Here is an 11,466-nt window from a genome sequence, read left to right as displayed (position 1 = left end):
GTGTTCCTGACCGTTTCGACAGATTCGATCATTCACGGCGCACCATTGTTACCCAGATTCGTGTCGAAAATACCCACTTCAGTGCAAAACCGCGTGCTTGAGAGGCCCGATCTAGAGCCTCCCCGGCGAACAATCAATTCTGTTGATTATTACCATTGCGTTTATGAACTTTTATATCGACTTATCGAGAGTAGCATTAGCCCCGTACCCACTTTATCGCCCTCCCAAGGAGCAACCCATCATGAAACGCCAAGTACTCGCTACCGTCCTGTTATCCATCATGGCTTCCAGCGCATTTGCGCTGCCTGCCGCCGAACAGGTTACCCCACAAGTCAAAGCCGACGCCGTTCACTTCAACCAGACCCTGGCCCGCAGCGGTTCGCAAGAAGACGAGAACCGTGACTACGCCAAAGGCGCTGTTGCTGAAAACGGTTCGGAACAAGCCAACAAACGCGCCTACACCGAAGGCCTGACCGAAAACGGCCGTAACCGCCTGGAACAGAAAGGTTTGGTTGAAGGTGGCGCGGAACAAGCCAACGAACGAGCCTACACTGAAGGTGTCGCCGAAGGTGGTGCTGATCGCCTGCAAGAACTGCATCAAGCTCAGAGCTGACCCCGTGGTGGCCCACAAAAAAGCCCGATCTACCGACCGGGCTTTTGACTTTTTGTAGAGCCTGTCACGCAACCTCCTCATCTATCCCCCGCCAAGTTCGACGTCAACGAAGCTGTTTTGCTAGAGTGCGTCGCTGTACTCGCCGACAAAGCCCGCCCGCCCATGCTGCCCCGCGCCGAACAGAAGCAACAGACCCGCCTCGCCCTGATGGACGCTGCCCGCCATCTGATGGAGTGTGGCCGTGGGTTTGGCAGCCTGAGCCTGCGTGAAGTGGCCAAGACCGCAGGCATTGTCCCCACCGGTTTCTATCGCCACTTTGCCGATATGGACCAACTTGGACTTGTATTGGTGAGTGAGGTGGGCCAGACCTTTCGCGCCACCATTCGCCTGGTGCGCCACAACGAATTCGTGATGGGCGGCATTATCGATGCCTCAGTGCGGATTTTTCTCGATGTGGTCTCGGCCAACCGCTCGCAATTCCTGTTCCTGGCCCGTGAGCAATACGGCGGTTGCCTGGCGGTGCGCCAAGCCATCGGAGCCCTGCGTGAAGACATCACCCGCGATCTGGCGGCAGACCTGACGCTGATGCCCAAACTGCAGCACCTGGATGCCGAAGGTTTGCACGTGATGGCGGACCTGATCGTCAAGAGCGTGTTTGCCACCCTCCCCGACATCATCGACCCGCCTGCCCAGGCGTTGCCTGCCCACCTCACGCCCCAGGCGAAAATCACCCAGCAACTGCGCTTTATCTTTATCGGCCTCAAGCACTGGCAAGGCCTGGGCAGCACCGAATAAGCCGTCAACCCGCCGTGTGAAAACGCTTGGCGGTGGTGTAGTGCTTGTTCCAATAGCTGTTGCTCAGTGAATCGATGCGGATGCTTTTGCCGGTGCGCGGTGAATGAATGAATTTACCCTCGCCGATATACAGGCCGACATGGCTGACCTGGCCGCGCCCATTGCCTTTGAAAAACACCGCATCCCCTGGCTTTAAAGCCGTGCGTTGGATGGTCGGGGCCGTTGATCGGTGCATCGCCACCGTGGTGCGCGGTATCTGGATATTGGCTTGGGTCTTGAACAGGTAAACCAGGAAGCTGCTGCAATCGAACCCCTGCTCTGCTGAAGAACCACCCCACTTGTAGGGGGTGCCCAGCAGTTCGTGGGCGCGGTCGATCACATCATTGATAGGGGCCTCCTTAACCGAAACGGTGAAGGTTGAACGTGGCTGCAAATTGGCCGAGGCCGATGAAATGGCCAAAGACAGGCTGACAATAACCAAGCAAAAAAATGACTTGAACATGATGAACGTCGCAGTGGATTAAACACGGCGCATAGCCTAAAGACACGGCACGTAATGTTTTGAACGCCGACTCCTGATCACGCGTAGGACAAATCCGAAAACGCCCGAGACCAGTGCGCACAACAGCAAATCGCACCATTTTGGCCCACTCAAAAACCCTTCCCACGCCCCGTTTAGTAGCACCGTCTTGCCTGCCTACAGGCAATTCCTACGTTTGACCGGGTTGGCAAGCCCCTTGCTCTAGCACTTCCATCGCTCATAGCTGGAAGCTTCCTGATGCTGGTGATCCACCGCCGAATCGCCCCCCAAGCCCTCTGGACCGCTGAGCTGCTGCTGAATTTCGAAGCACGCAGCAAGAGCCGCCTGCGCTGTTTCAGTGCCGACGGCGAAGACGTCGGCCTGTTTCTGGAGCGCGGCCAGCCGCCGTTGCACGATGGCGAATTCCTACAAGCCGAAGACGGACGTGTCGTACGCGTGTGCGCACGCCCTGAACACCTGCTGCACGTCACCTGCAGCAACGCCTTTGAACTGACCCGCGCCGCCTACCACCTCGGCAACCGCCATGTGGCCTTGCAAGTGGGGGATGGCTGGTTGCGTCTGCTCGATGACTACGTGCTCAAGGCCATGCTTGAGCAACTGGGCGCCCACACCGAAACCATCGAAGCGCCGTTCCAACCGGAACACGGCGCCTACGGCGGTGGCCACCATCACTCCCGTCATGGCGATGAAGATTTCAACTACCCGCCCAAGCTGCATCAGTTCGGCGTGCGTCTATGAACCCAGCCTGGGCGCTGTTGCGTCTGGCCAGTCCGCAATTGCCGATTGGCGGCTACAGCTATTCCCAAGGTTTGGAAATGGCCGTGGAGAACGGCCGCGTCAACGATGCAGCCAGTGCTCGCCGCTGGATCAGCGACCAATTGCTGCTCAACCTTGCACGCTTCGAAGCCCCGCTGTTGCTCGCCCATTGCCGCGCTGCCGCAGAGCAGGACTGGCCAGCGTTGGCGCAGCTGTGCGAAGCGCATCAAGCCAGCCGCGAAACCCGGGAGCTGTATCAGGAAAGTCGGCAGATGGGTTATTCCCTGCAGCAGTTGCTCAATGGCCTGCCGGAACTGGACAGCGACGCCCGCAGCTTCCTGGAGCAACGCAGCGAACCGCACTTGGCCTTGGGCTGGGCACTGGCCGCGCGCGCCTGGGCGATCAGCGCCGACGACGCCCTCGCCGCCTGGCTCTGGAGCTGGCTGGAAAACCAATTGGCCGTGCTGATGAAAACCCTGCCCCTGGGCCAACAAGCCGCGCAACGCCTCACCAGCGAGCTGCTGCCCCTGCTGCAACAAGCCCAGCAGGACGCCGCCCGCATCGACCCCCACCATTTCGGCAGCGCCGCCTTCGGCCTGTCCCTGGCGAGCATGGCCCACGAGCGCCAGTACAGCCGCCTGTTCCGTTCCTAGGGCTTTAAATTTTGGGCCTTTTATTTTGGAGAATCAGATGAACACACAACCCCTGCGCGTTGGCATCGGCGGCCCGGTCGGCTCCGGCAAGACCGCCCTGACCCTGGCCCTGTGCCTCGCGCTGCGCGATCGCTACAACCTGGCGGTGGTCACCAACGACATCTACACCCGCGAAGACGCCGACTTCCTGGTGCGCAACCAGGCCCTGGCGCCGGAGCGCATCATCGGCGTGGAAACCGGCGGCTGCCCACACACGGCGATTCGCGAGGACGCCTCGATCAATCTGGAAGCGGTGGACCAACTCAACCGCCGCTTTCCCGGCCTGGACCTGATCCTGGTGGAATCCGGTGGCGACAATCTGTCGGCCACCTTCAGCCCGGAGCTGTCGGACCTGACCATTTATGTGATCGATGTGTCCGCCGGCGACAAGCTGCCGCGCAAAGGCGGGCCGGGTATCTGCAAATCCGACCTGCTGGTGATCAACAAGATCGACCTGGCGCCGCTGGTCGGCGCCTCGCTGGAGCTGATGAACAGCGACACCCAGCGCATGCGCAACGGCAAGCCTTTCGTGTTCAGCAACCAGAAAACCGGGGTAGGCCTGGAAGAAATCGTCGCCTTTATCGAACGCCAAGGCCTGCTGACCGCCGCCTGATCAACCCATAAGGAACCTGTTTATGAACCTCAACAAACTCCTCGCAGCCGCCGCCCTGCTGCTCACGCCCGCCCTGGCCTTCGCTCACCCTGGCCACGGCGACAACGGCCTGGTGGCCGGTATCAGCCACCCGCTGGGCGGCCTCGACCACCTGCTGGCCATGGTTGCGGTGGGTCTGTGGGCCGCTCAGCAAAAAGGCGCCGCGCGCTGGGCCCTGCCGTGCACCTTTGTCGGCACCATGCTGATCGGCGGCATCCTCGGTTTTGAAGGTCTGCAATTGCCCGCGCTGGAAAGCGGGATTGCCGCCTCGGTGCTGGCCCTGGGCCTGGCGGTGGCACTGGCGGTGCGTCCGCCGTTGTTCATGGCCATGGGTGCGACAGCGTTGTTTGCGCTGTTCCATGGTGTGGCCCATGGCTTGGAGTTGCCGGAGATGTCGAGCCCTTGGGCGTATGCCGCAGGGTTTGTCGGCGCCACCGCGGCACTGCACGCCGCCGGGTATGCGCTGGTGCGCTGGCTGCCCGCTGCGGCGGCTCCGTTGGTGCGGATTGCCGGAGCGGCTTCGGCGGCGACTGGGGTGTGGTTGCTCGCCAGCTAACAGTCGCAAGCTACAAGCTGCAAGTAAACGCCGAACCGCTCTTACTTGCAGCTTGCCGCTCACAACTTAACGCTGCCCCTCTGCTACCATGCGCGCCTACACCCCTGCCGTGACGACGCCAGCCGATGCCCATCGCTCCAAGCTCCGCCCCTCAGCCTTCATTGAATGCCGTGCTCACGCACTTCCACACCCTGATCGTGCCGCTCTGGCAGGGCCCGGGCTGGAATGCCGAATTGGCGTTGCCCTATGAGGCGCTGGACGCCGATCACCGCCCACTGCCCCCGCAACGCTACCGCGCCATGGCCTGCGCGCGGCAGTTGTACCTGTTTGCCAGCCTGATCGGCGAGCCAGGCGCGGCCTTCGCTGAAGCGCGCGCGGCCGTGCTGTTCCGCTCCCTGCAACGGCATTTCCACGATGCGGAACACGGCGGCTGGTTCTACAGCATCGACCCCGCCGGCCAGCCCCTGGACAAGCGCAAAGACCTCTACACCCACGCCTTTATCATCTTTGCCTGCGCCCATTACTGGGCCAAGGTGCGTGAGCCGCTGGTGGAATCGGTGCTCAACGCCGCCCTGGAAGTAGTCGCCCAGCGCTTCGCCACCGAGGATGGCCTGTACGAGGCGGTGTTGGAACGCAACTGGTCGTCCCTCCAGTCCGGCCCGCTGCAAAACCCGTTGATGCACCTGGCCGAAGCGTTCCTCGCTACCCTCGCGGTGCGCGAGGATGCCCCTGTGCAAGCGGCCCTGCTGGCCTTGGCGACGGCCATGCAGCAGCGTTTCATCGACCGCCAGCACGGCGTGATGATGGAAAAACCGCTGGGCGCTGTGGATAACTGGTTTGAGCCGGGGCACCAGTTCGAGTGGTTCTTTTTGCTCGAATCGTCGCCCGTGCTGCGCGGCACGCCGCTGCATGCGTCACTGACGCGGGCGTTTGCCTACGCAGAGCACAAGGGTGTGGATAACGCGTCCGGAGCGGTCAGCGGCATGTTGGCACTCGACGGCAGCGTGCGCGACGGCACCCAGCGTATCTGGGCCCAGGCGGAATACCTGCGGGCACTGACCTTGCGGCCTGGCAGTGAGGCGGTGCTGCAGCGCCAACTGCTCGCGCTGCAACAGCATTTCCTGCATGAGAAAGGCTGGCATGAATGCCTGGATGCCAAGGGTGCGGTGAGCCGGCGGGATATGCCTTCTACCACCCCCTATCATTTGGCAACCTGCTACCAGGGGCTGATCCAGCATCTTGGGTGACCTGCAGGGCCTCATCGGGAGCAAGCCCCCTCCCACATTTGACCGTATTCACAAATGTGAATGTGTGAACACGACCCAATGTGGGAGGGGCGGTGCGACGATTCGACTTGCTCCTGATGGCAGCAACTCGGTCTAAAGCCTTACTTGGCCCCACGCTCAATCGCAAACCCAGCCCAGGTCTGGCTCACCGGCATCAGCTCCAGTCGGTTGATGTTGACGTGCGCCGGGGTGTTCAGCACCCAGAAGATGGTGTCGGCGATGTCCTGCGGCTGGATCGGCTCGGCGCCGGCGTAGGTGGCATCGTAGCGCGCCTGGTCACCGCCGAAGCGCACCAGGGAGAACTCACTTTCACACAGGCCCGGCTCGATGTTGGTCACACGCACGCCGGTACCTTGCAGGTCACAGCGCAGGTTCAGGGAGAACTGCTTCACGAACGCTTTGGAACCGCCATACACATGGCTGCCCGGGTACGGGTAGCTGCCAGCGATGGAGCCCAGGTTGATGATCCCGGCACCACGGCCGTGGGCGATCAGGCGCGGCAGCAGCAGGCTGGTGGTGGTCAGCAGGCCTTTGATGTTGGTGTCGACCATGGTTTCCCAATCGTCGAGGTCGCACTTGGGCGCAGGGTCGGTGCCCACGGCCAGGCCGGCGTTGTTGATCAGCCCGCGCAAGGTGGCGAACGATGGCGGCAGGTTGGCGATCGCGTCTTCCATGCCTTTGCGATCCCGTACGTCCACCACCAGGCCGTGCACTTCGGTCTGCTTGGAAAGCTCTTCGACCAGGGCATTCAAACGCTCGGCACGACGACCGGTGAGCACCAGTTTCCAGCCGGCTTCGGCAAACCGACGGGCGCAGGCTTCGCCGAAACCTGAAGTAGCGCCAGTAATAAACAGCGTGTTGGACATGGTGTTCTCCTTGCGGGCATCGGGAAAAAAATCAGCCAGCAGAATGCCCTTACGCTGCGGTTGCGGCAACCGCTATGCACATAACGTCGCGCACACCTGATCACTTTTTAACCATAGTTATAAAAGCCTTATAAACCGTGGCTTGCAGCCATATGCGCGCAGGTTATCCACAGCTGCGCCCACAGTCTTTGGGGGCAAGTGCAAAACGCTTCAGGCCGCTGTGTACAAGGCTTTCAGGCAGTTTTAGAAAGTTTTTTGCTTGACCTGGACACAGGCGTATGTAGGCCTATGGGCAGCGGGGGGAAACGAACGATGGCTCCAGGCCAGTCATTCCGGCCTCTGCGGCCGTCTTTCCAGAGTTTAATCACAGACTTATCCACAGGCTGGCGGGACATATTTCAGTCATATACCTGTGTCTTTAAACAGGTTGACAAACCCCTCGATCGGCCGCGAAAAAGCCGCTGATCAAAAAACAACCACACAGCTGAAAGCCACGTTTTTAAAGGCGTTCAGCCAGCTACTCCCACGTTACCCACAGCCGGTTCCACAGTGGATGGGGACAAGTCAAAACTGTGACAAAACAGGGATTTGCGGCGGCTATATGTCGCGCTTTGGAGGGTGGCTGGATTTGTTTTCCACAATTTGGGATCGGCCTTGTGGATCACACAAAACAAATGTGGGAGGGGCTTGCCCCCGATAGCTATTTGTCAGTCAGTACTTCTGAAACTGACAGAACGCCATCGGGGGCAAGTCGAATCGTCGCACCGCCCCTCCCACAGGGGCACTGCGTCGTTACTTAGATCAGTGGCCGCCGAGGTAGGCGTTGCGCACTTCCTCGTTCACCAGCAGTTCCTTGCCGGTACCCGTCAGGCGAATCTCTCCGTTGACCATCACATAGGCCCGGTCCGACAACCGCAGCGCGTGGTTGGCGTTCTGCTCCACCAGGAAGATGGTCATCCCGGTGGAGGCCAGCTCGCGCAGGGTGGAAAAGATCTGCTTCACCACAATCGGCGCCAGGCCCAGGCTCGGTTCGTCCAGCAGCAACAGCTTGGGCCGGCTCATCAGCGCGCGGGCGATGGCGAGCATTTGCTGCTCGCCGCCGGACATGGTCATGGCCCGCTGGTTACGCCGTTCCTTGAGCCGTGGGAACAGCTCGAACATGCGTTGCATGTCTTCCTGGGCGAACTTGTCGCCAATCGGGATGGTACCCATCAGCAGGTTTTCCTCGACGGTCATGTCGGGGAACACCCGCCGTCCTTCCGGCGACTGCGCAATGCCGTTGGAGGCAATGTAGTGGGACGACTTGTGGGTAATGTCGACGCCGTTGTAGATGATCTGCCCCGACTCGGCCCGTGGCTGGCCGAAGATCGACATCAGCAGCGTGGATTTACCCGCGCCGTTGGAGCCGATCAAGCTGACGGTTTCGCCTTCGTTGATGTGCAGCGAGACTTTTTTCAGGGCCTGGATCGGGCCGTAGAACACGTCCAGGTCCTTCATTTCGAGGATAGGTGCACTCATACCAGCTCCTCTTCGTCTGCGCCCAGGTAGGCGGCAATCACTTTGGGGTCGTTGCGGATCGCTTCCGGCCCGCCTTCGGCGATCACGTTGCCGTGGTCCAGCACCACAATGTGGTCGGAAATACTCATCACCATGCCCATGTCGTGTTCGATCAGCACCACCGTGAGGTCATGTTCGTCGCGCAACAGGCGAATCATCGCGCTGAGGGCTTCGGTTTCCTGGGGGTTGAGGCCCGCTGCGGGCTCGTCCAGGCAGATGATCTGCGGCCGGGTGCACATGGCGCGGGCGATTTCCAGGCGGCGCTGCTGGCCGTAGGAAAGCTCACCAGCCAGGCGGTTGGCGCAGTCCACCAGGTCCACCACTTCGAGCCAGTAGAACGCGTGGTCGAGGGCATCGCTTTCGGCTTTGCGGTAGCCCTTGGTGTTGAGGATGCCCGCCAGCATGTTGCGGTTGACCCACATGTGCTGGGCCACCAGCAGGTTTTCCAGCACCGACATTTCCTTGAACAGGCGAATGTTCTGGAAGGTCCGCGCCAGGCCGGCGCGGTTAACCAGGTGGGTGCCACCGAACATCTTGTAGTACACCCGGCTGAAGAAGCTTTTCGGCGATACGAAGTCGACCGCCTTGAAGCGCTCGCCGAGCAGCTGGATCACATTGGTCTGCTTGCCGCGGATGTTCAGTTCGATCTTGCCGCCGCTGGCTTTGTAGAAGCCGGTGAGGCAGTTGAACACGGTGGTCTTGCCCGCGCCGTTGGGGCCGATCAGGGCGAAGATCGAGTTGCGTTCGACCTTGAGGCTCACATCGCTCAGGGCCTTGATGCCACCGAAGTGCATCATCAGGTGTTCCACAGAGAGGACGACTTCCTTGCTCATGGCGCCACTCCTTTACGTGGGGTCACACCGGTACGGCTGATCCGGATCAGGCCGCGCGGTCGCCAGATCATCATCACCACCATCAACACGCCAAACAGCAGCACGCGGTATTCGCTGAAGCTGCGCAGCAGTTCAGGGGCGACGGTCAATACGAACGCCGCGATCACCACGCCGACCGTCGAGCCCATGCCGCCCAACACCACGATGGCCAGGATCAGCGCCGACTCGAAGAAGGTGAACGAGGATGGGTTGACGAAGCCCTGGTAACTGGCAAAGAACACCCCGGCCAAACCGGCAGTGGACGCGCCAATGGTGAAGGCCGAGAGCTTGACCAGCACGTGGTTCAGGCCCATGGAGCGGCAGGCGATCTCATCTTCGCGCAAGGCTTCCCAGGCGCGGCCGACCGGCATGCGGGTCAGGCGGTGCTTGATGTACAGCACGGCCAGCACCACCAGGAACAGCACGATGTAGATGAACATGAACTTGATGTTGGGGTTGTAATCGATGCCGAAGAACTCGTGGAACGGAATCCCGCCCTCCTTTGCCTTGCGCCCGAACTCCAGGCCCAGGAAGGTCGGCGAAGGCACCGGCATACCGTTGGGGCCGCCGGTGAACGACAGCCAGTTGTTGAGGACCAGGCGAATGATTTCACCGAAGCCCAGGGTCACGATGGCCAGGTAGTCACCGTGCATTCGCAACACCGGGAAGCCGAGTATGCACCCCGCCAGCGCCGCGGCGATGGCTGCCAGCGGCAACACGCTCCAGAAGCCCAGGCCGAGGTATTGATAACCCAGCGCCAGGCCGTAGGCACCGATGGCGTAGAACGCCACGTAACCCAGGTCGAGCAGCCCGGCCAGGCCGACCACGATGTTCAGGCCCAGGCCCAGCAACACGTAGATCAGCCCGAGGATCACTACGGTCAGCAGGTACTTGTTGGCGAAGATCGGGAACACGATGGCGATCACGATCAGCGCCGGGATGATCCAGCGCAGCCGCGACTTGTAGTCCGGTGGCAGTACATGAACGCCGGAGCCGCTGCTCTCGAAGCCTTGCAGAACCTTCAGGCCCTTGGGGGTTTGCAGGAACAGGCTGAGGGCAAAGCGCCCGGCCATCACGATGGCGACCAACGTGGCCACGCGCGCAGGTTCCAGGTTGAAGCTGTAGCCGTCGAGGACCACGCCGACGATCGGACCGAACACGATCAGCGAAATAAGGCCGGCGAGGACCGTATCGACCACACTTTTCTTGATATCGATGGGTTTGGCAGCAGACATGTTTACACCTTCGCCACAAGTGGGCGACCAAGCAGGCCCTGAGGACGGAAAATCAGAATCACCACCAGCAGGGAGAAACTGAACACGTCTTTGTAGTCAGAGTTGATCAACCCTGAGAACAACGACTCGGAAATACCCAGGATGATCCCGCCCAGCATCGCCCCAGGCAGGGAGCCGATGCCGCCGAGTACCGCTGCGGTAAACGCCTTGATGCCGATGATGAAGCCGGCATAGAAGTCGAACGTGCCGTAATTGAGGGTGATCAGCACGCCGGCCAGGGCCGCCATGGCAGCACCGATGACAAATACGTAGGAAATGACGCGGTCGGTGTTGATCCCCAGGATCGAAGCCATCTTGCGGTCTTGCTGGGTAGCGCGGCACATGCGGCCGAGCTTGGTGTACTTGATGATGTAGGTCAGCAAGGCCATGCCGGCGAATGCCGCGACCAGGATGAACACTTTGGTGTACGTAAGCTGCACGAAGCCTGTGCCGATATCGACACGCCAGGCCCCGGCCAACAGGGTTGGAATACCTTGTTGCTTGGCGCCCTGGGCGATCTGCGCGTAGTTCTGCAGGATCAGGGAAATCCCGATGGCGCTGATCAGCGGAGCCAGTCGGGTGGAGTTGCGCAGCGGTTTGTAGGCGACCCGTTCGATAACCCAACCGTACACGCCGGTGACGACCACGGTGAAGATCAGGGTGCCGAGAATGAGCAGCGGGAAGGATTCGATGCCGAAGTAAGCCAGCAGTGCCAGACTGATCGCCGCGAGGTAAGCGGAAATCATATAAACCTCGCCGTGGGCGAAGTTGATCATGCCAATGATGCCATAGACCATTGTGTAGCCGATGGCGATCAGGCCATAGACCGACCCGAGGGTCAGGCCGTTGACCAGTTGCTGCAGGAAAATACCATCCATAACGCAATCTCACGCGGTGAGCACCTGCACACCAGCCGGTGTGCGGCGCTTCTGGAGGAAAAGACAGATCTCAATAACAACACTGTCCCAATGCGGGAGGGGGCTCGCCCCCGATAGCGGCGTGTCAG

At 60.8% G+C, this 11,466-nt stretch carries 13 protein-coding genes; 7 read left to right on the top strand and 6 right to left on the bottom strand.

Going from position 1 to position 11,466, the window contains the following annotated elements:
* Positions 1-241: 241 nt before the first annotated feature.
* A complete protein-coding gene (locus ACHPFG_RS03765; protein WP_431701637.1) occupies positions 242-613 on the top strand; it encodes a hypothetical protein in 372 nt (123 codons plus the stop codon).
* A 162-nt stretch (positions 614-775) separates the two neighbouring features.
* Positions 776-1,408: a TetR family transcriptional regulator gene (locus tag ACHPFG_RS03760; protein WP_065900186.1), complete on the top strand. Its 633-nt coding sequence runs from the start codon at positions 776-778 to the stop codon at positions 1,406-1,408.
* Between the two features lie 4 nt (positions 1,409-1,412).
* Here ACHPFG_RS03760 and ACHPFG_RS03755 read toward each other — a convergent pair whose 3' ends face one another.
* Positions 1,413-1,910 (bottom strand): C40 family peptidase, encoded by a 498-nt coding sequence (locus ACHPFG_RS03755; protein WP_131696744.1) that lies wholly within the window; start codon positions 1,908-1,910, stop codon positions 1,413-1,415.
* A 276-nt stretch (positions 1,911-2,186) separates the two neighbouring features.
* Between ACHPFG_RS03755 and ureE the strand changes: the two genes are divergently transcribed.
* The 5 genes from ureE (at position 2,187) to ACHPFG_RS03730 (ending at position 5,852) form a co-directional block, all read left to right on the top strand.
* Positions 2,187-2,687: an urease accessory protein UreE gene (gene ureE, locus ACHPFG_RS03750; RefSeq protein ID WP_408014132.1), complete on the top strand. Its 501-nt coding sequence runs from the start codon at positions 2,187-2,189 to the stop codon at positions 2,685-2,687.
* On the top strand, positions 2,684-3,358 hold the full coding sequence (locus ACHPFG_RS03745; RefSeq protein ID WP_431701636.1) for an urease accessory protein UreF: 675 nt from the start codon (positions 2,684-2,686) through the stop codon (positions 3,356-3,358). The genes ureE and ACHPFG_RS03745 overlap by 4 nt, the downstream gene beginning before the upstream one ends.
* Before the next feature lie 37 nt (positions 3,359-3,395).
* Positions 3,396-4,010, top strand: a complete 615-nt coding sequence (gene ureG, locus ACHPFG_RS03740; RefSeq protein WP_012721947.1) for an urease accessory protein UreG — start codon at positions 3,396-3,398, stop codon at positions 4,008-4,010.
* A 22-nt stretch (positions 4,011-4,032) separates the two neighbouring features.
* Positions 4,033-4,605, top strand: coding sequence for a HupE/UreJ family protein (locus tag ACHPFG_RS03735; protein WP_131696746.1), 573 nt, complete (start codon positions 4,033-4,035; stop codon positions 4,603-4,605).
* A 125-nt stretch (positions 4,606-4,730) separates the two neighbouring features.
* Positions 4,731-5,852, top strand: a complete 1,122-nt coding sequence (locus ACHPFG_RS03730) for an AGE family epimerase/isomerase (protein ID WP_131696747.1) — start codon at positions 4,731-4,733, stop codon at positions 5,850-5,852.
* A 140-nt stretch (positions 5,853-5,992) separates the two neighbouring features.
* Here ACHPFG_RS03730 and ACHPFG_RS03725 read toward each other — a convergent pair whose 3' ends face one another.
* The 5 genes from ACHPFG_RS03725 to ACHPFG_RS03705 all read right to left on the bottom strand — a co-directional run bounded on the left by ACHPFG_RS03725 (position 5,993) and on the right by ACHPFG_RS03705 (position 11,338).
* The gene (locus ACHPFG_RS03725; protein WP_053134501.1) at positions 5,993-6,757 is read right to left on the bottom strand and encodes an SDR family oxidoreductase; all 765 of its coding nucleotides are present in this window, start codon (positions 6,755-6,757) and stop codon (positions 5,993-5,995) included.
* Between the two features lie 801 nt (positions 6,758-7,558).
* Positions 7,559-8,275 (bottom strand): ABC transporter ATP-binding protein, encoded by a 717-nt coding sequence (locus ACHPFG_RS03720; RefSeq protein WP_025857339.1) that lies wholly within the window; start codon positions 8,273-8,275, stop codon positions 7,559-7,561.
* Positions 8,272-9,147 carry an ABC transporter ATP-binding protein gene (locus ACHPFG_RS03715; RefSeq protein WP_053134493.1) on the bottom strand — a complete coding sequence of 292 codons (876 nt, stop codon included), beginning with the start codon at positions 9,145-9,147 and terminating at the stop codon, positions 8,272-8,274. Before ACHPFG_RS03715 ends, ACHPFG_RS03720 begins: the two co-directional genes overlap by 4 nt.
* The gene (livM, locus tag ACHPFG_RS03710) at positions 9,144-10,421 is read right to left on the bottom strand and encodes a high-affinity branched-chain amino acid ABC transporter permease LivM (protein ID WP_431701635.1); all 1,278 of its coding nucleotides are present in this window, start codon (positions 10,419-10,421) and stop codon (positions 9,144-9,146) included. Before livM ends, ACHPFG_RS03715 begins: the two co-directional genes overlap by 4 nt.
* Before the next feature lie 2 nt (positions 10,422-10,423).
* Complete coding sequence (locus ACHPFG_RS03705) at positions 10,424-11,338, bottom strand: ABC transporter permease subunit (protein ID WP_003188099.1); 915 nt, start codon at positions 11,336-11,338, stop codon at positions 10,424-10,426.
* Between the last annotated feature and the right edge of the window lie 128 nt (positions 11,339-11,466).

It is taken from the genome of Pseudomonas sp. BR20 (assembly GCF_050780135.1).
Classification (GTDB): Bacteria; Pseudomonadota; Gammaproteobacteria; order Pseudomonadales; family Pseudomonadaceae; genus Aquipseudomonas.
This window is presented reverse-complemented; position numbering and strand designations above follow the sequence as displayed.